Genomic DNA, 25,542 nt, shown 5'->3' on the forward strand with positions numbered 1-25,542 from the left:
TTGAATCCCCGGTTTTGATCCCCATAATAAGCCAAGTAGCGAGATTAATGCTAAAACGCGGAGATATCCATGAGTAGTAAAGAACAGAAAACGCCTAACGAGCAAGTCTCGGAAGAAATGGAACAAGCAGTCGAGCAGCAAGCGGGAGCCGCACAAGAGACTAGTGACGGTGTTGATCCGCGGGTTGCAGAGCTGGAAACCCAATTGGCTGACGCCTTGCAGCGTGAGCGCGAAAGCCTGTTACGCGCGAAAGCTGAAGTTGAGAATATCCGTCGCCGTACCGAATTGGATATTGAAAAAGCGCATAAATTTGCGTTAGAGAAATTTTCATCATCCTTACTCCCGGTGATTGATAATCTGGAACGTGCTCTGGAATCAGCAGATCGCTCCAATACCGAATTGACATCAATGATCGAAGGTATCGAATTGACGCTGAAATCCTTACTGGATGCAGTGGGCAAATACGGTATCGAAGTTGTGGGTGAAACCAATGTGCCTTTCAACCCGGAAGTTCATCAGGCGATGACTATGCTTGAGTCTGCCGATCATGAGCCGAACCAAGTGATGATGGTGATGCAAAAGGGTTATACGCTGAATGGCCGTCTGTTGCGCCCGGCGATGGTTGCGGTTTCCAAAGCGAAAGCTTAAGGCTACCCAATCAAGCAAAAGGCACCTTAACGGTGCCTTTTTTACGAGTTCAATCAGGTAGTTGGAAATTTAGGTTGCCAGTCGATAGGCGCTAAATTCTGTTTTATCAATAGTTGATTGGCCTGTGAGAAGTGTTTACAGCCAAAAAAGCCGCGATGGGCGGAGAGTGGGGAAGGATGCGGGGCTTTCAAAATATGATGGCGCTGCGGGTCGATAATTTGCCCTTTTTTCTGCGCGTGAGCCCCCCAAAGTAAAAATACAATTCCTTCCCGATGCTGGTTTAATGCGGCAATCACCCGATCTGTAAAAGTTTCCCAGCCAAAATTGGCGTGTGAATGCGCTTTGCCACCTTCGACGGTGAGAACGGTGTTTAGCAGCAATACGCCCTGTTCCGCCCAGCTTTGTAAAAAACCGTGATTGGGGCGTTCAAAGCCGGGAATATCGGTAGCCAGCTCTTTATACATATTTACCAGCGACGGTGGCGCCGGTACGCCGGGCAGCACCGAGAAGGACAAACCATGGGCCTGATTTGGGCCGTGGTACGGATCCTGGCCGAGAATCACGACTTTTACCTGATCCAGTTCGGTTAACCGAAAGGCATTAAATACGTCTTTTTGCGGTGGATAGACGATTTTCCCCGCGTGACGTTCGGCGGCGACCTGAGCCAGCGTATTTTGGAAGTAGGGTTGTTGCTTTTCCTGACCAATTACGTCGTGCCAAGTGAGGGAGGTGGTCATGAGACTCTCCTTTGTTTTTGCTGAAAATTTATGTTGCTCAGCTTACCGGTTAGCGTTGAGCAGGGAAACTGTTAAAAGTTTACGGTGTAGATGTCGCTTAAAATAGCGCCAATTAATGTAATTTTTGTTGAAAATTTACAAAAATAATTGTTGCGTTGGTATTTGATAAAATTGATATAAAACATAAATTTGCCCACAGCTCGTAAAGTGCTGGGCTGTAAATCTTGATTTAAGTCAAAGAATAACGGTGATTTGACTGGTATATAAAACAATAAGAGAACAATGGTTTTACCAAATAACCAACGTCACTTTTCCATTCCTGGAATTTTAGCCGTATTACGGAGGCACCAAATGATTACTGGTATTCAAATTACTAAAGCTAACAATGAAGCCTTGCTGAACTCTTTTTGGCTGTTAGACGACGAGAAAAACGAACTGCGCTGCGTATGCGCTAAAGCTGACTATGCAGAAGATCAAATCGTTCCTGCTAGCGAATTAGGTCAGATTGAATACCGCGAAGTTCCGCTGGAAGTTCAGCCTACCGTTCGTGTAGAAGGCGGTCAGCACCTGAATGTTAACGTTCTGCGCCGTGAAACTCTGGAAGATGCTGTTAAACATCCAGAAAAATACCCGCAGCTGACCATTCGTGTTTCTGGCTATGCGGTACGTTTCAACGCACTGACTCCAGAGCAGCAACGCGATGTTATTACTCGTACTTTCACTGAAAGCCTGTAATTTATAGGGTTTTAGCCGTGAGAGTTTAATGAAAAGGGAGCTTTGGCTCCCTTTTTTATTGTGCGCCGTCTTTTCTAAGGTAAAGCCTGAGCGGCTTCACACTTTTCGGTATTCAATAAGTCATTCTTATCTTTTCTCATAAAGAACTCATCCGACCTGCCGATAGCCAAGTTACACCCGTTAGGTGTTCGCTTAATTTTGCTGTCGACAAGGAGTCGTAATGACTATGCCACTGAGTCTTTCCGTAGCTTCGCCGTTAAATACTCTGTCTAATCCAATTATTCCATCGAATTCGGTCAGAACGGCGAGCACTTCAACTGAAACTGAGTCAACTTTTTCTGCCGTTGTGACAGCCAAAAATGCGGTGTTTTCTGCTGCAACACGGGAAAGTAACGATCTCTATCAATCAATGGTTTCCGATCTTGGTTTATCCCGGAGCGAGCAGTCTGCGGCGCTAAAATCAGCTGAAGTGATAGGAAAGGGTAAAGCATCTCAGAAAAGCGATTACTCGCTGGCGCTGTTGGCTAAAGATGTTTATAGGCCAACCGGGGCTAATCTGGACGGATTCCAGCGTTTAAGTGATGCTGATCTGCTTAAAGCGGGTATCGATCCTGCTAGTTTGTCTGACCGCGCCTCTGGTTTTCAGGCTGGAATCTATTCGAATCAGCAGCAGTATGTTCTGGCTTTTGCCGGCACCAATGATATGCGAGATTGGCTGAGCAACGTTCGACAGGCCACTGGCTATGACGATGTTCAATATAATCAGGCTGTTGCCTTAGGTAAAACCGCGAAAATGGCCTTTGGCGAAGCCTTGGTGATTACCGGTCACTCGCTGGGCGGTGGATTGGCGGCAACGGCGGCATTAGCGACGGCGACCGTTGCGGTAACCTTTAACGCGGCTGGCGTATCGGATCACACGCTAAATCGTTTAGGGATCAATCCGGCTCAGGCAAAAAGTGAAGCTGAAAGTGGAGCTATTCGCCGTTATAGCGAACAATATGACATGCTCACTGACACGCAGGAATCGACGTCTATAATTCCGAATGCCATTGGCCATAAAATCACGCTGGCGAATAACGACAAGCTAAGTGGTCTGGACGATTGGTTGCCGCATAAACATCTTTCACGCAGTCTGGCTGCTCATAGAATTGATAAAGTTCTGTCTTCCATGAGCGAGCAAAAACCCTGGGAGTTGAAAAATGCCTGATAGAACACCGATGAACAGTTGCCTGCGGTATATTCGCTACACTGTTTGCGGTGTATTGATATCGCTTATGAGTTTTGAGGGATTGGCGATGACTGAGAGTAAAAATGTATTTAACGATCCACAAGTAACGCCGATTGCCGAAGCTATTTATCGTGGTGATGTCGCGCAGATACAGCAGCTCGCTTCTGAAAAAATCTTGCAGCAGCGGGGGGATCAATCGATCACTTTGCTGCAATGGGCGATCTTGAATCAGCAGCCGGAAAGCCTGGCTGCGTTACTGGAACTTCATGCCGATCCGTTCCAGCCCGGCTTGCAAGGCAACAGTGCCTTACATACTGCGGCGAGCGTTAAGGATGCTCATTATTTACAAATATTGTTAGATGGTCGGTTGAAACCGAATGCGCGCAATAGTATTACGTCGGCAACTCCGTTGGCTGCGGCGGTGATGGCTGGGCGAGAAGTGCAGGTGATGATGTTATTGGCTGCGGGTGCCGATCCTAACCTGCCGGATCGCCTGGGAGACACACCGCTGCATTTGGCTGGTAAAATCAATGCGCCAGAATTGGCGCTACGTTTGTTACAGGCCGGCGCGAATGCTGAGTTGCGTAATAAGCAGGGGGCTCATTTTCAGCAGTATTTTGCAATGACGCCGCAAAAACTACAAACCAATGAAATGCAGAGGAAATACCAGCAGTTGAATGAATGGCTACGGGCAAATAAACAGGCTGAATTATACCAGAAACAGCCTTGAGACTGCGCCGCAGCGATAGAGCAACGGCCGTGTGTTAAGTGCCTGTTTTGTAGATAAACAGTGTGGATTTAATTTGCTCGATTTTGGACGGAAATTGGGGATCTTGATGAAATTATCCTTCAGCAAGACAAAATCCGTGGATGAGTTTACCCATAAAAAAAGCCGCTTTAACAAGCGGCTTTTTGCTGTCCAGTGGAATAAACCTGCGCGTTAAGCGTCAGCTTTATTCTTTGGTTTACGGCGCTTACCGACATTTTTAGCATCGCGGTGGCGCACTTTAACCTTGGTTTTTTCTTTGTTGGCCGCCTTCAGCTCTTTACGCTTCGCTAAAACCTTTTTCGACGGTTTGCCGGTAGATTTGGCGCTTGGCTCTTTACTGGTTGGACGCAACTCGTCAATGACCCGAGGTTTCAGTGGTTCTTTCAGATAACGACCAATTCTGCCCAGCAATAAATGATCATGTGCTTCAACCAAAGAAATCGCCACGCCTTTGCGACCAGCCCGACCGGTACGGCCAATGCGGTGCAGATAGACGTCCGCTGTGAGCGGTAGGTCAAAGTTAAATACATGACTGATATCGTCGATATCCAGGCCACGAGACGCCACGTCCGTTGCTACCAATACGTTGACGCGACCATCGCTTAAACGAATAACCGCTTCGGTACGCTTGGCCTGAACCATTTCACCTTCGAGGAACCAGGCGTTAATACCGGCTTCACGTAGCCAGCTCACCAATTGGTGCACCTTTTCACGGGTACGCACGAAGATAATGGATTTCTGCACGTCCGGCTGTTTCAGTAAATGAACCAACAGGGCAGTTTTGTGTTCGATATTGTCTGCGCGATAGTACCATTGCTGGATTTTTTTACGCTCGCGGCGAGACGGATCGGCTTCCAACTCTACTGGCTCTTCGAGAATACGCTCGGCAAACTCGCGAATCGCTTCGCCTTCCAGCGTGGCTGAGAACAGTAATGTCTGCTTACGCCAGCGAGTTTCCGCGGCGATAGTTTCGATATCCTGCGCAAAGCCCATGTCCAGCATACGATCGGCTTCATCCAGAATCAGGGTTTCTACCGCACGGCAGTCAAAGTTCTCTTCTTTGATGTACTGCAGTAAACGGCCAGTGGTCGCAACCACGATGTCCTGGTTCTCGCTGAAGACTTCAGCATGGTTCATGTAGGCCACGCCACCGGTGATGGTCGCGATGTCTAACTGAGTGTGTTTGGCCAGTTCTCGGGCCTGATCGGCAACTTGCATCGCCAGCTCACGGGTTGGCGTCAGAATCAGGATGCGCGGTGGCCCGGATTTTTTGCGTGGAAAATCCAGCAGATGCTGCAAGGCTGGCAGCAAAAAGGCGGCAGTTTTGCCCGTACCTGTGGGAGCCGAACCCAATACGTCGCGTCCGTCCATAGCTGGCGGAATAGCCGCAGCCTGAATGGCGGTAGGGCGCTCATAGCCTTTGTCGCGCAGGGCGTCAATGAGGCGTTCGTCGAGATCGAGTTCGGAAAAATTGGTTACAGTCATGGTCTTCCTCTACTTGGGGCGCCGATTATAGACGGGTTAGCCGAATTCTTCACCTGTTTAAGCGGGAATGATGTCTTTTACCTTCAATCATATTGTCCTATGCTACGCCAGTTAAAGATTCTGGTGATTAATGTGAGCGAACAATTGAAAATAAAACCGAGTTTACGTCGCGGTGGTTTTACCTTTAAACAGTTTTTTGTGGCTCACGATCGCTGCGCCATGAAGGTAGGCACTGACGGAGTATTACTCGGCGCATGGGTACCGTTACAACAGGCTCGGCGCGTGCTGGATATCGGCTGTGGTAGTGGGTTGATTGCTTTGATGATCGCTCAGAGATCGTCTTCGGAAGTTTTGATCGACGGCGTCGAACTGGAAAGCGAGGCGGCGGAGCAGGCTACTGAAAACGCGCAGGCTTCTCCTTGGCACGATCGAATTCGTATTTATAGTGCCGATGTAAATGCATTCGCAGAACACCATCCTCATCAATATGATCTAATCGTCAGTAATCCGCCTTACTTTTCTCCGGCGGTGGCCTGCCGTGATGAAGCGAGAAATACTGCGCGTTATACCGGATCCCTGACTCACGAAGCGTTGTTGCGTAGCGCTGAACGATTGATCACGCCGGAAGGTCGCTTCTGCGTAGTATTACCGCACAGCATTGGTGAGGATTTGGCAGCGTCGGCCGTTCAGCAAGGTTGGTTTGTGCGGCAACAGGTTGATGTGCGAGACAGACCCGGTAAGCCATTGCACCGAATGTTGCTGGTTTTATCTCGTCAGGATGGAGAAAAGCTACATCAGCATTTAACTTTGCGTCAGGCGGAGGATGTGTATTCACCTGAATTTTGTCAGTTAATTGGTGATTTTTATCTTAACTATTAGTTGTGAAATATTCATTGTGACAAATAGATAAAGAAACTAAGGGCACTGAAGTGCCCTTAACAGAATACCGAAATATCAGGGTTGAAGGATGGTCGGGCGCGGATTTTCCAGTAGATCTGGATAATCGAGCGTATAATGCAGGCCGCGACTTTCTTTCCTTTCCATCGCACAGCGCACGATAAGTTCGGCGACTTGCACCAGATTACGCAATTCCAACAGGTTGTTGGAAATACGGAAATTCGCGTAATATTCGTCGATTTCCTGCTGCAAAGTATTGATGCGGCGCAGGGCGCGTTCCAACCTTTTGGTCGTACGTACGATGCCGACGTAATCCCACATAAATAGCCTTAATTCATGCCAATTATGTTGTATTACTACGCGTTCATCGGAGTTATCAACTCGGCTTTCATCCCACTCAGGCAGATGTTTGGCTAATTTGGCGTGGGGTAAACGCATCAAAATATCCTCAGATGCCGACCAGCCGTAAACCAGACATTCCAACAATGAGTTAGACGCCATGCGGTTCGCTCCATGCAGCCCGGTGTAACTCACTTCCCCAATGGCGTACAGCCCGTCCAAATCGGTTCGACCATGCTGATCGACCATCACGCCGCCGCAGGTATAATGCGCTGCCGGAACGATGGGAATAGCTTCCTTGGTCAGGTCGATGCCCAAAGACAGCAGTTTTTGGTAGATCATGGGGAAATGCTGCATCACGAATTCAGTTGGTTTATGGCTGATATCCAGATACATACAATCGGCACCCAGCCGCTTCATTTCATGGTCAATGGCTCGGGCGACGATATCTCGCGGTGCCAGTTCGCCTCGCGCGTCAAAATCAGGCATAAAGCGGGTGCCGTCAGGGCGTTTTAGGTAGGCTCCTTCACCGCGCAGCGCTTCGGTTAACAGGAAGTTGCGCGCCTGTGGGTGGAACAGGCAGGTCGGGTGAAACTGGTTAAATTCCAGATTGGCGACGCGGCAACCGGCACGCCAGGCCATAGCGATACCATCACCGGAGGAAATATCTGGATTGGTCGTATATTGATAAACCTTAGCTGCGCCGCCGGTAGCCAACACCACGGCTTTAGCGCGATAAGTTTCCACTTTTTCCAGCTCGCGGTTCCAGACATAAGCACCCACGACCCGCTTGGTTCCCGGCAGGCCAATTTTATTCGATGTGATCAAGTCCACGGCATTGCGGCGCTCTTTCACTGAAATATTGGGGTGGGTGCTTGCTTTACCTACCAGGGTAGTCTCTACTTCTTTACCTGTAGCATCGGCTGTATGCAGAATGCGTCGGTGGCTGTGACCGCCTTCACGGGTTAGATGAAAACGTTCTTCGCCGCTGGCGTTGGTTTCGGTATCAAAGAGTACGCCCTGATCGATAAGCCATTGCACGCAGCTGCGTGCGTTACTGGCAATAAATTCGACGGCATCTTTATCGCACAGCCCGGCCCCGGCAATCAGCGTGTCATCAACATGTGAGCTGATACTGTCGGTTTCGTCAAAAACGGCTGCAATTCCGCCTTGAGCATAAAAGGTTGCGCCTTCGTTCAGCGGGCCTTTGCTCAGAACGGTAACTTTACAGTGTGGTGCAAGGCGCAGCGCCAGTGACAGGCCCGCAGCGCCGCTTCCGATGATCAATACATCGCTAACATGTTCTGATGATGATGACATAACGTATGATGTGTGCAGAAGAAGGGTGATTTTCATGGTAGCCTATCTGCCCGAGCAAAAGCTACGGGTATCAGATATTGAAAGGATATCGAAAGAAAAACAGGGCAATAGGGAACTTTGCTTTTTAATTAAACTCCAAGCAAGTGCTTGCTCAGGAAGGTAATGATATGACTGGCAGTACGATTTTTAGCGTGGGGATATATTTCGGGAGAGTTTGCCTCGGATGAGCGAGCAGTTAACGGATCAAATGCTGGTTGAGCGGGTCCAAAAAGGAGACCAACAATCGTTCAATTTACTGGTTATTCGTTACCAGCATAAAGTGGCGAGCCTTGTATCTCGATACGTACCTCAGGGCGATGTCCCTGATGTGGTACAAGAATCCTTTATAAAGGCTTATCGCGCATTGGAGTCATTCCGTGGCGATAGTGCTTTCTACACATGGTTGTACCGTATCGCCGTCAACACGGCAAAAAATTACTTAGTCGCTCAGGGACGTCGTCCACCATCCAGTGATGTGGATGCAAATGATGCTGAAAATTACGAAAATGCGGGCGCATTAAAAGAAATTTCGAACCCTGAGAACTTAATGTTGTCTGAGGAATTGAGGCAGATAGTTTTTCGTACCATAGAGTCACTCCCGGAGGATCTCCGGATGGCGATCACTTTGCGTGAGTTGGATGGTTTGAGCTATGAAGAAATAGCCGCCATTATGGATTGCCCGGTCGGTACCGTTCGTTCGCGTATCTTCCGTGCTCGCGAAGCTATCGATAACAAAGTTCAGCCGCTGATTCAGCGATAGCGGACACATAAAGGGTATTTAGGCATGCAGAAAGAAAAGCTTTCCGCTCTGATGGATGGTGAAACTCTTGATAGCGAACTGATGAGTTCTTTATCAAAAGATAACGAACTGCAACAAAGCTGGCAGAGTTATCACTTAATCCGTGACACTCTGCGCGGTGACGTTGGTGAAGTCATTCATCTTGATATTGCTAGCCGCGTGGCTGCTGCACTGAAAGATGAACCCGTCCGCTTCGCACCAGCTGCCGTGCCTGAATCTCAACCTCAGCCGCATCTCTGGCAGAAAATGCCGTTCTGGAACAAAGTGCGTCCCTGGGCTAGTCAACTTACCCAAGTTGGCATGGCTGCCTGCGTTTCTCTGGCGGTGATTGTGGGGGTTCAGCAATACAACCAGCCAGCAACAGACACTATGCAGTCTGAATCTCCGGCCTTTAATACCTTGCCAATGATGGGCAAAGCATCGCCAGTCAGTTTTGGTGTGCCGGTTGATGGAACTTTTGGCAACAGTCAGCAAAAGCAGGTTCAGGAACAGCGTCGCCGTGTCGATATGCTGAGCCAGGATTTTGAATTGCAGCGCCGTTTACCGCAGGATCCGCTACAACAAGAACAGTCTGTATCGCCGCAAGCCGCTATTCAGGTGCCTGGAACTCAGTCCTTAGGAATGCAACAGCAGTAATGAAGCAACTTTTGTTATCCGTCTGTTTACTGACGGGCGGCCTGTTCGTGCCAATAATCGCCTCTGCTCAAAATGAACCAGAGGCGTTGTTGCAAGAAATGGGCAGTGCCAGTCAGTCACTCAACTATGAGCTAGGCTATATTAATGTCAATAACCAAGGGATTGATTCTCTTCGTTATCGCCATGCTATATCTGAAGGCAAAGCGTTAGCTCAGCTATTACGCATGGATGGACCTCGCACCGAGGTTCTTCAGCGCGGTACTGAAATTAGCTATTTCGAACCTGGCTTCGACCCTTTTACTCTGGCCGGTGATCACATAGTCGATGCTTTGCCTTCCATCGTGTTTTCTAATTTCAAAAATCTGGCCAAATATTACGACTATATTGCCGTGGGGCGAGCGCGCGTAGCCGATCGTCCCTGCCAGGTTATTCGTGTTGTAGCCAAAGATGGCACGCGCTATAGCTATATTATCTGGCTAGACGAAACGACAAAATTACCGATGCGCATCGATCTCTTGGATCGCGATGGAGAAACGCTGGAGCAATTCAGAGTGATATCCATGGGGGTAGGTACGCCGATTCAAACGGTATTGCAAGGTATGAAAGCTCTTGAGCTACCACCATTGCTCGCTTTACCTGCGAAACAAAAAGTCGATTTCGTCTGGGCTCCAGCTTGGCTGCCTTCGGGAATGGTCGAAGTTTCTCGCAGCCGTCGAACTCTACCGAATCTGGATACGCCAACGGAAACTCGATTGTATACCGACGGATTGTTCAGCTTTACGGTGAACGTAAACCCGGCCGATAAGAATGCTGTGACCGGGCAATCTTTGCGTCAGGGGCGCCGTACCGTTGAAAGTGAAGTACGCAATGGCGCTGAAATTACCGTTGTAGGTGAGATTCCTCCCGCTACGGCGAAACGTATTGCCGGCAGCGTTGTGTTAAAGGCTAAGAAATAATGATGAAGGAATGGGCCACGGTGATTTCGTGGCAACAGGGTATAGCGTTGCTGCGCTGTGAGCCTCATGCCGGCTGCGGTAATTGTCATGCCCGCGGCGGCTGTGGCAGCGACCTGTTGAATAAACTTGGCCCAGAATCTCAACATCAGCTTCAAGTCGCTATCGATCAACCGCTTGAACCGGGTCAACGGGTTGAAGTGGGAATCAGCGAAGGCAGCTTGCTACGTTCGGCGATGTTGGTTTACCTGACGCCGCTTTTCGGGCTGATTGCCGGTGGCGCATTATGTCAGAATATCTTTGTGACCGAGGCAATGACCGCGGTTGGTGCGGTATTAGGCGGAATAGCCGGTTTTTTACTTGCTCGAAGGCTGGCGGCTAAGGTTGAGGAGCGGGCTGATTATCAACCGGTTGTATTGCAAATAGGTTTACCGCCGACGGCGCTGAGAATCCAGCAAGATTGATTTCAAATTAGTGATTTATCGGGCTGTGATAGGCTGGTATGCGGTTTTGAATCATATGTTGAATTAAGGCAATAAACAGATCTGCGCTGATTAATTCCGCATAATTTATCGAAAATAAAACACTCCCTTCATCATCAAGCAGGCGTATCGACTCGTTATTATTGCCCTTACTCCCAGTTTCAATTCTCCGTATATTCTCGATATCAATGACGCGTTGCTGCGTGGTTAAAGTGCGTGCGTTCAGCCTAATGGCATGGGGAATAACCTCAACCAGGTCATGATCAATAAATTGATTAAACCAAGACGGTTTTTTGTTAACCACATCAAAGTTGATTATTTCTCCCTGAAATAGTCGGGTAAGACAGGCGTCGCCAGCATGGCTAACCTGTTGATAAACGATATTTCGCATCAAGGGGTTAGCTCCCATGATATTAGAAACGATAATATTCCATTGCTGGTGGTGTGAGGCGCGAAATGCCATTGCGTTTATCTTTCCCCTTGGATTAATCCCCAAGTGGAAATGGTAAATATGCGTGATTTTATCAAAAGGAATGAAATAAACTTTTTCACTGTAATGATTAAATACCCGAACGCCATTCTCATATAAGAAATAGGTAAAGTCCGGCGTGATATATAACCGGGAATAAAGCAGGACGCTCAGGGATAATGCCGCCAGCAGAATGCACAACACCAATAATATTGAAGGCGTAGAAAATACATTGGTTGCCGTTGCCAATGTGATAATCACCAGTGTCATTACTATAATAAAGGCGACGGAAGCCAGTGTCAGTTTTGAGTTTTTCTTACTAAACTCGTGGCGGCTGAGAATTGGGCCTTCATCGATCATCAGACCTCCTTAATGGCGATAAAACGGTTTCACCATTTAGGTTATTCCAAGGTGATTTTTATATTCTAGGTGAGGCGAATATTGACGATATGAGGTTTTTCCTAAAGTGAATGGGTATTTCTGAAAAGACATCAGTTACCTCAATGAGAAAATAATAAGTGACTTAGGAGGAGAGCCAAGAAGAGAATGACGTAGGTTTCTTTGAGCATATCTCCCAAATCCGCCCAATAACCACTTTATTTAAATGGATTTAAACTCTGATATAAATCAGCAACATAAAAATACGGCGCGTTAAGCTTTAATGCGACTATCCTTTAAGCCGAGCGACTCGCGGTTCCGGTATTCATATTAATGCCAATGATGGGCCGCTATTGCTCTCGAGGAGTGTCCTGACAGAGCGACTTGATTTCATCTGAAAGCAAGGATAATAGTAAGGATTGGCATGAGGATGACTAGGTTTTCATTGTCTTGACATGTAGAATACCGCGACTTAGGCGAAAGACAGCCAACCTAACAACTTACAATACTGACTGTCGCTTTATGTCCATGCGTGTGTCCATAGGCGAATGATTCAGAAATACCAAGGCAGAAAAACTTTTATAATGAAGCATATACGAAATTTCTCCATTATTGCCCATATTGACCACGGTAAGTCGACGCTGTCTGACCGTATTATCCAGATTTGTGGCGGTTTAAGTGAGCGCGAAATGGCCGCGCAGGTTCTGGATTCCATGGATCTGGAGCGTGAGCGCGGGATTACCATCAAGGCACAAAGCGTGACCTTGGATTATCGTGCTCAGGACGGTCAAACTTATCAGCTCAACTTTATCGATACTCCCGGTCACGTAGACTTCTCTTATGAGGTTTCCCGCTCGCTGGCGGCCTGTGAAGGCGCACTGCTGGTGGTGGATGCTGGGCAGGGCGTTGAAGCCCAGACATTAGCCAACTGCTATACCGCGATGGAAATGGATCTGGAAGTGGTTCCGGTTTTGAACAAAATCGACCTGCCAGCCGCCGATCCTGAACGCGTAGCGGAAGAGATTGAAGATATCGTCGGTATCGATGCTGCTGACGCCGTGCGCTGCTCGGCGAAAACCGGTGTTGGTGTACCTGATGTGCTTGAGCGTCTGGTGCGTGATATTCCGCCGCCAGAGGGCGATCCGGAAGCTCCATTACAGGCGCTGATCATCGACTCATGGTTCGATAACTATCTGGGCGTTGTTTCTTTGATCCGTATTAAAAACGGTACCTTGCGCAAAGGCGACAAGATCAAAGTGATGAGCACTGGCCAGACCTATAACGCTGACCGCTTAGGTATCTTCACGCCAAAACGTATTGACCGCGAAGTGTTGAACTGTGGCGAAGTAGGCTGGTTGGTCTGCGCGATTAAAGACATTCTTGGCGCGCCAGTCGGCGATACGCTGACGCTGGCTCGTCAACCGGCGGAAAAATCCCTGCCGGGCTTTAAGAAAGTGAAACCGCAGGTTTATGCCGGTTTGTTCCCAATCAGCTCTGATGATTACGAAAGCTTCCGTGATGCGCTGGGTAAATTGAGCCTGAACGACGCGTCTCTGTTCTATGAACCAGAGAGTTCTACTGCGCTGGGTTTTGGTTTCCGCTGTGGTTTCCTTGGCTTGCTGCATATGGAAATCATTCAGGAACGTCTGGAACGTGAATACGATCTGGAACTGATTACCACTGCGCCAACCGTAGTGTATGAAGTGATTACCACTAGTCAGGAAACCGTTTATGTTGATAGTCCGTCTAAGCTACCGGCACTGAACAACATTGAAGAGTTGCGCGAGCCTATCGCAGAGTGTCATATGCTGTTGCCGCAAGAGTATCTGGGTAACGTTATTACACTGTGTATCGAGAAACGTGGCGTACAGACCAACATGGTTTACCACGGTAACCAGGTGGCGCTGACCTACGAAATCCCGATGGCAGAAGTGGTGCTGGACTTCTTTGACCGCCTGAAATCAACGTCACGCGGCTATGCGTCCCTGGACTATAATTTCAAGCGTTTCCAGACCTCTGACATGGTCCGCGTTGACGTTTTGATCAACAACGAACGTGTTGATGCACTGGCTCTGATTACTCACCGTGACAACGCTCAATATCGTGGTCGCGATTTGGTCGAGAAGATGAAAGAGCTGATTCCGCGCCAGCAATTCGATATTGCAATTCAGGCGGCTATCGGCAACCACATCATTGCGCGTTCAACCGTGAAACAGCTGCGTAAAAACGTATTGGCGAAGTGTTACGGCGGTGATGTTAGCCGTAAGAAAAAGCTGTTGCAGAAGCAGAAAGACGGTAAAAAACGTATGAAGCAGGTGGGTAACGTTGAGTTGCCACAAGAGGCTTTCCTGGCCATTCTGCACGTTGGCAAAGACGGAAAATAAGTTGTAAGGAGTTTGAATGGCTAACATGTTCGCCTTGATTCTGGCCGTAGCTACGCTGGTCACAGGGATTATCTGGTGTTTCGAGCGTTTCAAATGGGCGCCGGCACGTCAGGCAAAAATTGCGGCTATCAATGCCCAAACAGCGGGCACGGTAGATGAGAAAGCTTTATCTAAAGTTGCTCGTCAGCCTGGCTGGATCGAGACCTGTGCTTCGATTTTCCCGGTGCTGGCGCTGGTGTTTATCGTGCGTTCATTCATTTATGAGCCATTTCAGATTCCGTCTGGATCGATGATGCCAACTATGCTGATCGGCGATTTTATTCTGGTGGAAAAGTATGCCTACGGCATTAAAGATCCTATTACCCAGACGACGCTGATCCCAACGGGACATCCGAAACGCGGCGACGTGGTGGTATTTAAGTATCCGCTGGATCCTCGGGTTGATTACATCAAGCGTGTGGTTGGTTTGCCGGGAGATCGGGTTAGTTACGATCCTATTGCCAAACAAGTAACGGTGCAGCCAGCCTGCAATACTGGTCACTCTTGTGATAGCGCGTTAGCCATTACTTACAGCGAATCTGTGCCGAGCGAATTCGTCCAGACTTTCCGCTTCAGCGGTATGGGCGAGTCTTCGGCCGGATTCTTCCAGATTCCGACCAATAAGCCGGTTCCAGATGATGGTGTACGTTTGCGTCAGCGCAGCGAAAGTTTAGGGCCGGTTTCCCATCAGATTCTGATGGTGCCGGGTCGGAACGATCAGATTGGTGCTTATTATCAGCAGCCAGACCAGCCGCTTGGCGTTTGGGTGGTTCCGGAAGGTCACTACTTTATGATGGGTGATAACCGGGATAATAGTGCGGATAGTCGCTTCTGGGGCTTCGTCCCTGAGCGCAATCTGGTGGGTAAAGCCACTGCTATCTGGATGAGTTTTGAAAAGCAGGAAGGTGAATGGCCAACGGGTGTGCGTTTAAGCCGTATTGGTGGAATTCATTAATCTGAGCGGTATCCTGATTGACTGGCGCTGTTGGCTGGCAATAATCCGATAAATCCCGATAAGCTGATCGACATCAGCAATTTGGGCGGTGAATGCCCCAACAACGCCAGAATTTCAATTAATAAGGGTATATATAAACGCAGCATTATGTTTCCACACGTTGTAGAATAACCTTTCGAGCGATAAAAGTTGGCTTCCTGTTGGAGGCACTGCAAACGAAACAGCTTTGTGTTGGCTTGGGCGAAGCAGACCTGTTCCGTATGCTGTAGTTTTTGACGCATTCTTGATCTATTGGTAACTCATGAATCCCATCGTAATAACCAGGCTACAGCGGAAGCTGGGCTATACTTTTCAACAGCAGGATCTCTTGCTGCAAGCTCTGACTCATCGCAGCGCCAGCAGCAAACACAATGAGCGTTTAGAGTTCCTGGGTGACTCAATTCTGAGTTTTGTTATCGCCAATGAGTTGTATCACCGCTTCCCTCGCGTAGACGAGGGCGACATGAGTCGGATGCGGGCAACCTTGGTTCGAGGCAATACTCTCGCCGAAATGGCCCGTGAATTTGACCTTGGCGAATGTTTACGCCTTGGCCCGGGTGAATTGAAGAGCGGCGGTTTTCGTCGTGAATCCATTTTGGCAGATACGGTAGAAGCCCTTATCGGCGGTGTGTTCCTCGATAGCGGTATTCAAACGGTCGAACGGCTGATTTTGGACTGGTATCGTAGCCGGTTAGATGAAATCAGCCCCGGTGACAAGCAGAAAGACCCAAAAACGCGTTTGCAGGAATACCTGCAGGGTCGCCATCTGCCGTTACCTTCTTACCTGGTTGTGCAGGTTCGCGGAGAAGCACACGATCAGGAATTTACTATCCACTGCCAGGTCAGTGGCTTGAGCGAGCCGGTAGTCGGTACTGGGTCAAGTCGTCGTAAAGCTGAGCAGGCAGCAGCGGAACAAGCGCTGAAACAGTTGGAGCTTGAATGAGCGAAGTAGAAAAAACGTATTGTGGTTTTATTGCAATTGTTGGTCGTCCGAACGTGGGCAAATCAACCTTGCTAAACGAGTTGTTGGGTCAAAAGATTTCCATCACCTCGCGTAAGCCGCAGACAACCCGCCACCGGATTATGGGCATCCATACTGAAGGGCCTTATCAGGCTATCTATGTGGATACCCCGGGGCTGCATATTGAAGAAAAACGTGCCATCAACCGTTTGATGAACCGAGCGGCTAGCAGCTCGATTGGTGACGTGGAATTGGTTATTTTTGTTGTCGAAGGAACTAACTGGACCGCCGACGATGAAATGGTCGTGAATAAACTGCGCAGCTTGAAATGCCCGGTTCTGTTGGCTATCAACAAAGTGGATAACGTCACGGATAAAACCAAGCTGTTGCCACATATTCAGTTCCTGAGCCAGCAGATGAATTTCCTTGATGTGGTGCCAATCTCTGCGGAGAAAGGCATGAACGTGGACACCATCGCGGCCATCGTGCGTAAGCATATGCCGGAAGCTGAACATCATTTCCCGGAAGAATACATCACCGACCGTTCCCAGCGCTTTATGGCGTCGGAAATTATTCGTGAAAAATTGATGCGCTTCCTGGGTGAAGAACTGCCTTACTCGGTTACCGTAGAAATCGAGCAGTTTGTGCCGAATGAACGTGGTGGTTACAACATCCACGGTCTGATTCTGGTTGAACGTGAAGGCCAGAAAAAAATGGTTATCGGTAACAAAGGTGCCAAGATTAAGACTATTGGTATCGAAGCCCGTCAGGACATGGAACAAATGTTTGATGCCAAAGTGCATCTTGAACTGTGGGTGAAAGTGAAATCAGGCTGGGCCGATGACGAACGTGCATTGCGCAGCTTAGGCTATACCGACGATCTGAAATAAGACTCGTCGATGGAAGGTTGGCAGCGCGCATTTGTTTTGCATAGTCGCCCTTACAGCGAAACCAGCCTGATGCTGGATTTGTTTACCGAAGGGGAAGGGCGCATGCGAGTTTTGGCCAAGGGTGCGCGTGGCCGACGTTCCAATTTAAAAGGCTGTTTACAGCCTTTTACGCCATTACTGGTTCGCTGGGCCGGTCGTGGGGAAGTGAAAACACTACGTAATGCGGAGCCGGTTTCTCTGGCGCTGCCACTCAGCGGATCGATGCTTTACAGCGGGCTGTACGTTAACGAACTACTGTCTCGCGTACTGGAGCACGGTACTAACTATTCTGCATTATTCTTCGATTATCTCCATTGCTTACAAGCCCTTGCCGCAACGGACGGTTCCCCTGAACACGCTTTACGTCAGTTCGAGCTGGCTATGCTATCCAGTCTGGGTTACGGCGTGGATTTTCTCCATTGCGCCGGGAGTGGGCAAGCCGTCGCTGACACCATGACTTATCGCTATCGGGAAGAGAAAGGTTTTATCGCCAGTTTGGTGGTGGACCACTACAGTTTTACCGGACGGCAGCTACAGGCATTGGCCAGTCGGGAGTTTCCCGATGCTGATACATTACGTGCCGCCAAGCGTTTTACTCGAATGGCGTTGAAACCTTATTTGGGCGGTAAACCGCTTAAAAGTCGTGAATTATTCAGACAATTTGTAATAAAACCTCCTGCCGACCCGACGCAGACATCCTGATTTTATTGATTTTTAATCCGTTCTGTATCAACTTTCCCCGATCCTAACCTATCCGCTGCGCCTGCACTCGGTGTAAACTGCGGGCTGTTAACCTATCTTACTACGGGCTTTTCTGGAGGGCTGTCATGGCTGATTTGCTGCTAGGCGTTAATATCGATCATATCGCTACGTTACGAAATGCGCGTGGTACTCACTATCCCGATCCGGTTCAGGCGGCTTTCATTGCCGAACAGTCTGGTGCTGACGGTATTACCGTTCATTTACGCGAAGATCGCCGTCATATTACCGATAGAGACGTACGGATTTTGCGTCAGACCATTCAGACTCGAATGAACCTGGAAATGGCCGTCACGGACGAGATGCTGGACATCGCCTGCGACATTCAGCCGCACTTTTGCTGTCTGGTGCCGGAAAAACGTCAGGAAGTGACCACCGAAGGCGGGTTAGACGTTGCCGGTCAGATCGACAAAATGACGTTGGCTGTTGGTCAGCTTACCGACGCGGGGATTCTGGTTTCGCTGTTTATTGATGCCGATATGCGCCAGATTGACGCCGCGGTGGCGGTAGGTGCACCTTACATTGAGATTCATACCGGCGCTTATGCTGATGCTAAATCCGATCTGATTCGTCAGGCGGAGCTGATGCGTATTGCCAAAGCGGCGGCCTATGCCGCTGGCAAAGGTCTGAAAGTGAATGCCGGACACGGCCTGACTTATCATAACGTTCAGCCTATTGCTGCCTTACCTGAAATGCATGAACTGAATATCGGTCACGCGATTATCGGCCAGGCGGTGATGACCGGCTTGCCGGCTGCGGTTTCCGAAATGAAAACCTTAATGCGGGAAGCGCGTCGCTGATGGCTATTTTGGGGCTGGGTACTGATATTGTTGAAATCTCACGTATGGAAGCTGTGGTGAATCGCAGTGGAGAGCGGCTGGCAAAGCGAGTTCTCAGCCCGGCAGAATGGCAACAGTATCAGCAACATCAGCAGCCGGTGCGGTTTCTGGCTAAGCGTTTTGCGGTGAAAGAAGCGGCAGCTAAGGCGTTTGGCACCGGTATTCGCAACGGACTGGCATTCAATCAGTTTGAAGTCGTCAATGACGTTTTAGGCAAGCCGACGCTGCACTTACATGGCCGCGCTGCGGAGCTGGCGCTGGAGCTGGGCGTGGCATCTCTGCATGTTTCTTTAGCGGATGAACGGCGCTATGCCTGTGCAACGGTGATAATTGAGAGTTAATCAGGATTTAATCGATTCGGATCTTGGCAAGGGCGTATTTATACGCCCTTTGTTGCAACTGCGGCGCGGTTACAGGCGGTCGGCGTGATGCAGCAGAACGTATTTATCCCATAGCTGCTCGTTAGTTTCGACGCAGGCCGGATCGGTAATAATAGTGTTATCAATCGGGCAAACCAATTGGCAGGTAGGCGTTTCGTAGTGGCCGACGCACTCTGTACAGCGCATTGGATCAATTTGATAAATTTCTTCGCCCATCGTAATAGCCTGATTCGGGCACTCCGGTTCGCACATATCGCAATTAATGCATTTACGCGTGATCAACAGGGCCATGAGTTCGCTACCTTTGGTGTGGGGGACATAAATCAGCCGGCGATTATACCGCTATCATCGCCTTAGACCAGTTTTTTCACCAGATTTGCGCTGTGGTTGATGTGGTCTTGCGCCTGATCAAAATCTTGCTGGATGATTGCCATAAAGAGCAAATCGGTGAGAGCAAACTGAGCGGTGCTGGAGGAGATTGCCGCGCTGCGAATGGCCGGTTCTTCCGCAATGGTATACAAACAATGATCGGCGCGTTGCTGTAGGCCATTAGGGGAAAAACTGGTGAGTGCCAGCACCTTGGCTCCCGCAGCCCGCGCTTCCTCCGCCGCCAGATTCACTTCCCTTCGTTCGCCGCTGAAAGATATGGCAAGCAGTAAATCCTGTGGACTCATGGCCTGAACCGTCGCTAATTGTACGTGCATATCCGCTTCGGCTACCGCCATAATGCCGATTTTCAACAACTTATAGGATAAATCCTTCGCCACAAGTCCAGAAGCACCGATCCCCAGTAGGATAACTCGACGAGCATTTTTCAGCATTTCCAGCGCCATGAGCAGGCGTTCTTCACTGTTGATATCCAGCGTGGCGCGTAGAGCGGCCTGCTTTTCTGCCAATAGCTTTTCACCTACGGTTTTTAAACCATCGGTACTGAGAATCTGATTATGTACTTTCACCGCGGCCTGCGGTGTGGCCACCACTTCGCTCAACGCCAGTTTTAGCGCCGGAAAGCCTTTATATCCCAGTTTTTGAGCAAATTTCACTACGCCAGACTGGCTGACTCCGGCCATTTGCGCCAATTTCTGCGAGCTGAGATGCCGCGCCTGTTCAGGATTTTCCAGCAGAAAATCAGCCAGTTTTCGGTCGTTTTGCGCCAATGTAGGGTAGATCTGTCGTATGCGTAGAAGACTGCTCATAACACCATTCCTGAAAGCGGGAAGACATTCTGCCATGTTTAGCGCTAAAAAATCAGATCGGGCGCATGGATAGGGTTAACTTACCGATTTTTGTGATCTCTGCTCTAAAGATAGCCAAAAACACTCGCCTTGTTGAATATAATATTCAATTATAAATATATTAATGTGAATTAAAAATTCAATGAGGTGACGTATGAACTTAGGTACTTTGGTATCAGAAAGCCGTAATCCGGCAACAAGGGATCTGGATAAATTATCCACCCTGGAAATGGTGGAGCGTTTTAACGATGAAGATCGTAAGGTTCCCGATGCGATTCGTTTAGTGTTACCTGAAATTGCGCAGGCGGTTGATTTAGCTGCCGAAGCTTTGAAGGCTGGCGGGCGTCTGATCTATCTGGGAGCGGGAACCAGCGGTCGTCTGGGCGTATTAGATGCATCCGAGTGCCCACCCACTTTTGGCGTGCCTCACGGATTAGTGATCGGCCTGATTGCCGGTGGGCCGGGAGCCTTACTGAAGGCGGTAGAGGGGGCGGAGGACAGCCTGACATTAGGTGCGGAAGATTTACAGGCATTGAAGTTAACCTCCACGGATATGGTGGTTGGCCTGGCCGCTTCCGGTCGCACGCCCTATGTGATCGGCGCTTTGCGCTATGCTCGCGAGTTAGGTTGCCCAACGGTTGCGATTTCCTGTAACCCTGACTCACCTATTGCGCGGGAAGCGCAGCTGGCAATTTCCCCCGTAGTAGGGCCGGAAGCGTTAACCGGTTCAACGCGGTTAAAATCCGGAACTGCGCAAAAGCTGGTGCTGAATATGCTGTCTACTGGCGCGATGGTGAAATTGGGCAAGGTGTATCAAAACCTGATGGTGGATGTAAAAGCCACTAACGTGAAGCTGGTGGATCGCGCCTGCCGCATCGTGGTGGAAGCCACCGGCGCAGGAAGGGAAGAAGCGGAAAATGCGCTGAAACAGACCGATTTTGAGGTTAAACCGGCGATTTTGATGATCCTGAAAGGCGTTGGCGCAGAGCGGGCTCGGCAGGATTTGGCGCAGCATAATGGTTATCTGCGCGCCGCTTTATAGCGCTCAGCCTGAGGATATGTGGCAATGGATAAATCAACCGCTTTAGCGCAGCAAATTTTGGTCGGTATTGGTGGCGAAGCCAATATTCGAAAACTTGAAAATTGTATGACCCGGGTTCGAGTTGAGGTTAAAGACGACAATCTGCTGGATTTATCTCATTTGAAGCAGTTAACCGGAGTCAAAGGCTATATTAAGCAGGGGGAACAGCATCAGTTTATTGTTGGCCCCGGCGCGGCGTCGAAGGTGGTTGAGCGCATGCGGGGCCTGATGGTTGGAAAAACAGAAGACATCGCTGAAACCGATGCGATCGGTCGAAATAAAGCGCAGGCCAAAGCTAAATATGCGGCTCCAATGAGCGGTGCGCTGAAGAAACTGGCTGACGTTTTCATCCCGCTAATTCCTGCATTTATTGCTTCCGGCTTAATTATGGGAATAGTGAATATTCTCAAGCGTCCGGATATTTCTGGCGATTTAGCGCTGCATTACCCGAATATTCTGGGGTTGTTGGCGATCTTTGGCAGTGCAGTGTTTGCGATTATGAATATTCTGGTGGGCGTCAATGCCGCCAGAGTGTTCGGCGGTTCGCAGGCAATGGGCGGCGTAATGGCCGGTATTTTATCCAGCCCGGCGCTGGCGCAAATTACGCTGTTTGGCGAAGCGTTGCAGCCTGGTCGCGGTGGAGTTATTGCCGTTTTACTGGTTGTGGCATTGATGTGCTGGATCGAGAAATGGTTGCGTAATCACCTGCCTGAATCGATAGAGCTTATTGTCAATCCGTTGTTAACTACGCTAATTACCGCCTCTTTGGCTATTTTGCTGCTACAACCGCTGGGCGGGTATATTTCTGAAGTGATTACCCACGGAGTCAATTTGGCTATCGATCGCGGCGGACTGTGGGTCGGCGCGCTGCTGTCCGGGCTGTTTCTGCCGCTGGTACTGTCCGGTTTACATCAGGGATTGGTGCCTATTCACGTAGAGCTGGTGCAGGCTCACGGCGCCAATCCGTTACTGCCGATACTGGCGATGGCTGGCGTAGGGCAAATTGGCGCCGCGTTGGCGGTACTGATGAAAACGCGCAATGCGCGTCTGAAAAAAGTGATTAAAGGGGCTCTGCCGGTCGGCATTTTAGGCATTGGCGAACCACTGATTTTTGGGGTGACGTTACCTTTAGGTAAACCCTTTATCGGCGCTTGCTTGGGGGGGGCAATCGGAGGGGCGTTAATCAGCTATTGGAAAGTGGCGACGGTGATAACCTTCGGGATTTCCGGCCTACCGCTGGCTTTGACCATTATTTCCGGCAAAGTCATGTTGTACCTTTTGGGGATGGCAATCACTATTCTGGCCGGTTTTATATTTACCTGGATTATGGGGTTTACCGATCCAGAAGAATAATAGCGTAACGCTGTTCATGGTAAGGAAAAAGGCGGTAGTATCACTTTAGGATATCGCTCTGTCGACGCGGATTTGGCAGAGCGAAAGACATTTTGAGGAGTGATAAGTTGATGCCAGAATCGACCTTAGCAAACATCGCGCCGCAGGCCGCTGAAGGCAAACGCGTTGTATTTTTTGATTTAGACGGGACGCTGCATCAGCAAGATATGTTTGGCAGCTTTTTGCGGTTTCTTACTCGTCGCTTACCTCTTAATTTACTTCTGGTTATTCCGTTATTACCCGTCGTTGGGATTGGCTTACTGGCAGGAGGCCGCTGCGCCCGCTGGCCGCTTAGCCTGCTGTTGTGGAGCATGACCTTCGGCCGTAGCGAATCTCATCTGAAAGATCTGGAGCGGCGCTTCGTGGGGGCGTTTCGTCAGAAAGTGGTGGGTTTTCCTGTAGTAAAAATGCGCCTGCGGCAGTATCTGGAACAGCAAGATACGCAGGTGTGGCTGATCACCGGTTCACCGCAGCGGCTGGTGGAGCAGGTTTACCATGATTCTCTTTATCTGCCCAAGTTACATCTTGTTGGTAGCCAAATGGCGCGATGCAACGGCGGCTGGATTTTGCCGCTACGCTGTCTGGGGCAGGAAAAAGTGGTACAGCTTGAGCAGCGGCTCGGCTCTCCCTTGAAACTTTATAGCGGTTATAGCGACAGTAGGCAGGATAACCCGTTGCTGTTTTTCTGCGAACACCGCTGGCGGGTGAGTAAGAACGGCGAATTACAGCGGTTAGAGTGATTGTTTTCCTGGAATAACCGCAGGGTTTGCCGCTGTTTTTCATGACTTTAAAGGCTCGGTTATTGAGTTACGTCAGTTGTTGCCTCAATGTGTTACATCGGTATTACTATGGCCTAAACGCCAGATTTTTTCCGCGTAGCGACCGAGTAACCATAAGCTTCCGCCCAGAATCACGAAAAACAGCGTTTTGGTCAGCGAATCCCAAAACAGTTCGAAAAAACGGGTGTACAGATTGATGGCTAAAAAGGTTAAGCCGAAGCCGCGAAGCATGGCGTCATCTCGCTTCAAACCCAGCCATATAGCGGCTCCTGCCGCCAGAGCAAACAGTAGGCTCCAATGAAACAGCGCGATCTGGCGCACCTGATACCAGCCGTCAATATCACCGTAATTGCCGAAGATCGACAGTAACCATAAAGCGAGAAATAGGTATAGCAGCCCCATTGCTTGTGAAACCCGTTCCAGCCGCCGCTGGCGCAGCGGGTTTTGGGCCAGCAGAACGACCGATATCAGTATCAAACCGAAAAGAATAAAGCGCAGCGGGTAGTTCAGGCCCAGCCAATAAGCTCCCCAGCCGGAAAGGTAGCCCGTTTCTGCGCCAAAGGCGTTCCCCAGAGATAACAGAGCAAATAGCCAGACCAAGGGGGAGCGGCCTAGCCAGCCGATTAGTGCATAAATTCCCGCACCGAGCAGCAATAATAGAGAAACGCGGCCACTGCCGTTATCCAGCCAAATGCCTAAGTAGCCTAAAGATGTTGCGGTAAATAATACGCCGAGAAACAGCAGGGCTTCATTGCTGTAAATTTTATCTGGGCTGAGGCGATAACGGCGAAATCCCCAATAATAGAATGTAACGGCAATCCCTGCGCAGATTACGGAAATGGCCGGAGCGTCGAAGCGCAGGAATTGGCTAATCCAGGCAATGAGAACGCTGTCGGCAAACAGGCTGGCAACGGCGGTAGCCAGGCAAGCGAGCGCGCCTAAAAAGGCATAGCTCGCCAGTCTGCGCCAATCAAAAGGCTGAATCACAACGTGCTTTAACAGGCGCTGATGTTCTTCCGGCGCAATGACGCCTTCACTGGCCCAGCCATCTAGGGTTTTCTGTACCACCGCCGCATTTTTTTTGCTGAGTTTCATATCCAGGTTCCCTTGTATGACAGGTTCTCTCGGCGGTTTAAGCCATTGCTTCGGGTCAGCAATGTGAAGGTGACGGCGAGATTTTCTATGTATTCTTCACTTTACTGTATTGATGACTTTTATTGAGTATAAGTAATAGATGAATAGCCCGGTAGCGATAGTCTGAGTACTTCGGGCGGACAAAATCCCCGTTCTGCGCCTGCGCTGTGTATAATGCCCGCCGCAAAAGTGCCTGAGAGGTGAATGTGTCTATTGAATATAATGATGAATACTGGATGCGTCAGGCATTAGAGCTGGCGCAGCGCGCGCAGGAAGAGGGCGAAGTGCCGGTTGGCGCAGTGTTGGTGTTAGATAATCAGGTTATTGGCGTTGGCTGGAACCGACCTATCATCCATCATGATCCTACTGCTCACGCTGAAATCATGGCGTTACGCCAAGGCGGGCAGGCGCTACAGAACTATCGACTGCTTAACGCGACATTATATGTCACGCTGGAACCTTGCGTGATGTGCGCCGGAGCCATGGTACACAGCCGTATTCGTCGTCTGGTTTACGGTGCTGACGATGTGAAAACCGGCGCGGCAGGCTCGTTGGTGGACATTTTGCGTCATCCGGGGATGAATCATCAGGTCGAAATTACTTCCGGCGTTCTGGCTGAGGCATGTTCTGCTACGCTGAGCGCCTTTTTCCGCCAGCGCCGGGAGCAGCAAAAAGCGCTGAAGCAGGCTCGCCGCGCCGCTGCGCAAAACGAGCCAGAATAG

At 49.6% G+C, this 25,542-nt stretch carries 28 protein-coding genes; 20 read left to right on the plus strand and 8 right to left on the minus strand.

Annotation, left to right across the window (positions count from 1 at the left end; genetic code table 11):
* Positions 1-69: 69 nt before the first annotated feature.
* Positions 70-648, plus strand: coding sequence for a nucleotide exchange factor GrpE (gene grpE / locus PL78_RS15220; protein WP_064516765.1), 579 nt, complete (start codon positions 70-72; stop codon positions 646-648).
* Positions 649-701: 53 nt separating this feature from the next.
* On the opposite strand, the gene ung is transcribed toward grpE, so the two are convergent.
* Positions 702-1,385, minus strand: coding sequence for a uracil-DNA glycosylase (gene ung / locus PL78_RS15225; RefSeq protein ID WP_064516767.1), 684 nt, complete (start codon positions 1,383-1,385; stop codon positions 702-704).
* Positions 1,386-1,736: 351 nt separating this feature from the next.
* On the opposite strand from ung, the gene grcA reads away from it, so the two are divergent.
* From grcA to PL78_RS15240, 3 genes are all read left to right on the plus strand, one after another.
* Positions 1,737-2,120 carry an autonomous glycyl radical cofactor GrcA gene (gene grcA, locus PL78_RS15230; RefSeq protein WP_064516769.1) on the plus strand — a complete coding sequence of 128 codons (384 nt, stop codon included), beginning with the start codon at positions 1,737-1,739 and terminating at the stop codon, positions 2,118-2,120.
* Positions 2,121-2,340: 220 nt separating this feature from the next.
* Positions 2,341-3,327, plus strand: coding sequence for a Tle-like phospholipase domain-containing protein (locus PL78_RS15235; protein ID WP_064516770.1), 987 nt, complete (start codon positions 2,341-2,343; stop codon positions 3,325-3,327).
* A gap of 88 nt (positions 3,328-3,415) precedes the next feature.
* Positions 3,416-4,078: an ankyrin repeat domain-containing protein gene (locus tag PL78_RS15240; protein WP_064516772.1), complete on the plus strand. Its 663-nt coding sequence runs from the start codon at positions 3,416-3,418 to the stop codon at positions 4,076-4,078.
* Positions 4,079-4,288: 210 nt separating this feature from the next.
* Here the strand turns inward: PL78_RS15240 and srmB are convergent, their stop codons facing one another.
* Positions 4,289-5,602, minus strand: a complete 1,314-nt coding sequence (srmB, locus tag PL78_RS15245) for an ATP-dependent RNA helicase SrmB (RefSeq protein ID WP_064516774.1) — start codon at positions 5,600-5,602, stop codon at positions 4,289-4,291.
* Between the two features lie 132 nt (positions 5,603-5,734).
* Here srmB and trmN point away from each other — a divergent pair, with 132 nt between their 5' ends.
* Positions 5,735-6,481, plus strand: coding sequence for a tRNA(1)(Val) (adenine(37)-N(6))-methyltransferase TrmN (gene trmN, locus PL78_RS15250; RefSeq protein WP_064518473.1), 747 nt, complete (start codon positions 5,735-5,737; stop codon positions 6,479-6,481).
* Positions 6,482-6,556: 75 nt separating this feature from the next.
* Here the strand turns inward: trmN and nadB are convergent, their stop codons facing one another.
* Positions 6,557-8,158, minus strand: a complete 1,602-nt coding sequence (gene nadB / locus PL78_RS15255) for an L-aspartate oxidase (RefSeq protein ID WP_179207930.1) — start codon at positions 8,156-8,158, stop codon at positions 6,557-6,559.
* Positions 8,159-8,381: 223 nt separating this feature from the next.
* Between nadB and rpoE the strand changes: the two genes are divergently transcribed.
* The 4 genes from rpoE to rseC are packed head-to-tail and all read left to right on the plus strand — an operon-like array spanning position 8,382 to position 11,049.
* Positions 8,382-8,957: an RNA polymerase sigma factor RpoE gene (rpoE, locus tag PL78_RS15260; protein ID WP_004718098.1), complete on the plus strand. Its 576-nt coding sequence runs from the start codon at positions 8,382-8,384 to the stop codon at positions 8,955-8,957.
* Between the two features lie 24 nt (positions 8,958-8,981).
* On the plus strand, positions 8,982-9,632 hold the full coding sequence (gene rseA / locus PL78_RS15265) for an anti-sigma-E factor RseA (RefSeq protein WP_064516778.1): 651 nt from the start codon (positions 8,982-8,984) through the stop codon (positions 9,630-9,632).
* Positions 9,632-10,588, plus strand: coding sequence for a sigma-E factor regulatory protein RseB (gene rseB / locus PL78_RS15270; protein ID WP_064516779.1), 957 nt, complete (start codon positions 9,632-9,634; stop codon positions 10,586-10,588). Before rseA ends, rseB begins: the two co-directional genes overlap by 1 nt.
* Complete coding sequence (gene rseC / locus PL78_RS15275) at positions 10,588-11,049, plus strand: SoxR-reducing system protein RseC (protein ID WP_064516781.1); 462 nt, start codon at positions 10,588-10,590, stop codon at positions 11,047-11,049. Before rseB ends, rseC begins: the two co-directional genes overlap by 1 nt.
* A 7-nt stretch (positions 11,050-11,056) precedes the next feature.
* On the opposite strand, the gene PL78_RS15280 is transcribed toward rseC, so the two are convergent.
* The gene (locus tag PL78_RS15280) at positions 11,057-11,896 is read right to left on the minus strand and encodes a hypothetical protein (RefSeq protein WP_064516783.1); all 840 of its coding nucleotides are present in this window, start codon (positions 11,894-11,896) and stop codon (positions 11,057-11,059) included.
* Positions 11,897-12,498: 602 nt separating this feature from the next.
* On the opposite strand from PL78_RS15280, the gene lepA reads away from it, so the two are divergent.
* Together lepA and lepB are read left to right on the plus strand one after the other, a co-directional pair.
* A complete protein-coding gene (gene lepA / locus PL78_RS15285) occupies positions 12,499-14,298 on the plus strand; it encodes a translation elongation factor 4 (RefSeq protein ID WP_064516786.1) in 1,800 nt (599 codons plus the stop codon).
* Between the two features lie 16 nt (positions 14,299-14,314).
* Complete coding sequence (gene lepB, locus PL78_RS15290) at positions 14,315-15,292, plus strand: signal peptidase I (protein WP_064516788.1); 978 nt, start codon at positions 14,315-14,317, stop codon at positions 15,290-15,292.
* Here lepB and PL78_RS15295 read toward each other — a convergent pair.
* Positions 15,289-15,573, minus strand: a complete 285-nt coding sequence (locus PL78_RS15295; protein ID WP_064516790.1) for a hypothetical protein — start codon at positions 15,571-15,573, stop codon at positions 15,289-15,291. The genes lepB and PL78_RS15295 overlap by 4 nt on opposite strands.
* Positions 15,574-15,593: 20 nt before the next feature.
* On the opposite strand from PL78_RS15295, the gene rnc reads away from it, so the two are divergent.
* The 5 genes from rnc to acpS all read left to right on the plus strand — a co-directional run bounded on the left by rnc (position 15,594) and on the right by acpS (position 19,160).
* A complete protein-coding gene (rnc, locus tag PL78_RS15300) occupies positions 15,594-16,274 on the plus strand; it encodes a ribonuclease III (RefSeq protein ID WP_049601836.1) in 681 nt (226 codons plus the stop codon).
* Positions 16,271-17,182, plus strand: a complete 912-nt coding sequence (gene era / locus PL78_RS15305; protein WP_049601833.1) for a GTPase Era — start codon at positions 16,271-16,273, stop codon at positions 17,180-17,182. Before rnc ends, era begins: the two co-directional genes overlap by 4 nt.
* Before the next feature lie 9 nt (positions 17,183-17,191).
* Positions 17,192-17,923, plus strand: coding sequence for a DNA repair protein RecO (recO, locus tag PL78_RS15310; protein ID WP_064516792.1), 732 nt, complete (start codon positions 17,192-17,194; stop codon positions 17,921-17,923).
* Positions 17,924-18,048: 125 nt separating this feature from the next.
* Positions 18,049-18,780, plus strand: a complete 732-nt coding sequence (pdxJ, locus tag PL78_RS15315) for a pyridoxine 5'-phosphate synthase (RefSeq protein ID WP_064516794.1) — start codon at positions 18,049-18,051, stop codon at positions 18,778-18,780.
* The gene (gene acpS / locus PL78_RS15320; RefSeq protein WP_064516796.1) at positions 18,780-19,160 is read left to right on the plus strand and encodes a holo-ACP synthase; all 381 of its coding nucleotides are present in this window, start codon (positions 18,780-18,782) and stop codon (positions 19,158-19,160) included. The genes pdxJ and acpS overlap by 1 nt, the downstream gene beginning before the upstream one ends.
* 69 nt (positions 19,161-19,229) lie before the next feature.
* Here acpS and PL78_RS15325 read toward each other — a convergent pair whose 3' ends face one another.
* Entirely contained in the window at positions 19,230-19,490 is a 261-nt protein-coding gene (locus PL78_RS15325) for a YfhL family 4Fe-4S dicluster ferredoxin (protein ID WP_064516798.1), read from the minus strand.
* Between the two features lie 62 nt (positions 19,491-19,552).
* Positions 19,553-20,395, minus strand: a complete 843-nt coding sequence (locus PL78_RS15330) for a MurR/RpiR family transcriptional regulator (RefSeq protein ID WP_064516800.1) — start codon at positions 20,393-20,395, stop codon at positions 19,553-19,555.
* A gap of 193 nt (positions 20,396-20,588) precedes the next feature.
* Between PL78_RS15330 and murQ the strand changes: the two genes are divergently transcribed.
* From murQ to yfhb, 3 genes are all read left to right on the plus strand, one after another.
* Positions 20,589-21,476 (plus strand): N-acetylmuramic acid 6-phosphate etherase, encoded by an 888-nt coding sequence (gene murQ, locus PL78_RS15335; RefSeq protein ID WP_064516802.1) that lies wholly within the window; start codon positions 20,589-20,591, stop codon positions 21,474-21,476.
* Positions 21,477-21,500: 24 nt separating this feature from the next.
* Positions 21,501-22,868 (plus strand): PTS transporter subunit EIIC, encoded by a 1,368-nt coding sequence (locus PL78_RS15340; protein ID WP_064516804.1) that lies wholly within the window; start codon positions 21,501-21,503, stop codon positions 22,866-22,868.
* A 110-nt stretch (positions 22,869-22,978) separates the two neighbouring features.
* The gene (yfhb, locus tag PL78_RS15345; protein WP_064516806.1) at positions 22,979-23,647 is read left to right on the plus strand and encodes a phosphatidylglycerophosphatase C; all 669 of its coding nucleotides are present in this window, start codon (positions 22,979-22,981) and stop codon (positions 23,645-23,647) included.
* A gap of 84 nt (positions 23,648-23,731) precedes the next feature.
* On the opposite strand, the gene PL78_RS15350 is transcribed toward yfhb, so the two are convergent.
* Complete coding sequence (locus PL78_RS15350; protein WP_064516808.1) at positions 23,732-24,781, minus strand: hypothetical protein; 1,050 nt, start codon at positions 24,779-24,781, stop codon at positions 23,732-23,734.
* A gap of 275 nt (positions 24,782-25,056) precedes the next feature.
* On the opposite strand from PL78_RS15350, the gene tadA reads away from it, so the two are divergent.
* On the plus strand, positions 25,057-25,542 hold the full coding sequence (gene tadA / locus PL78_RS15355; RefSeq protein ID WP_064516810.1) for a tRNA adenosine(34) deaminase TadA: 486 nt from the start codon (positions 25,057-25,059) through the stop codon (positions 25,540-25,542).

It is taken from the genome of Yersinia entomophaga (assembly GCF_001656035.1).
Taxonomy (GTDB): domain Bacteria; phylum Pseudomonadota; class Gammaproteobacteria; order Enterobacterales; family Enterobacteriaceae; genus Yersinia; species Yersinia entomophaga.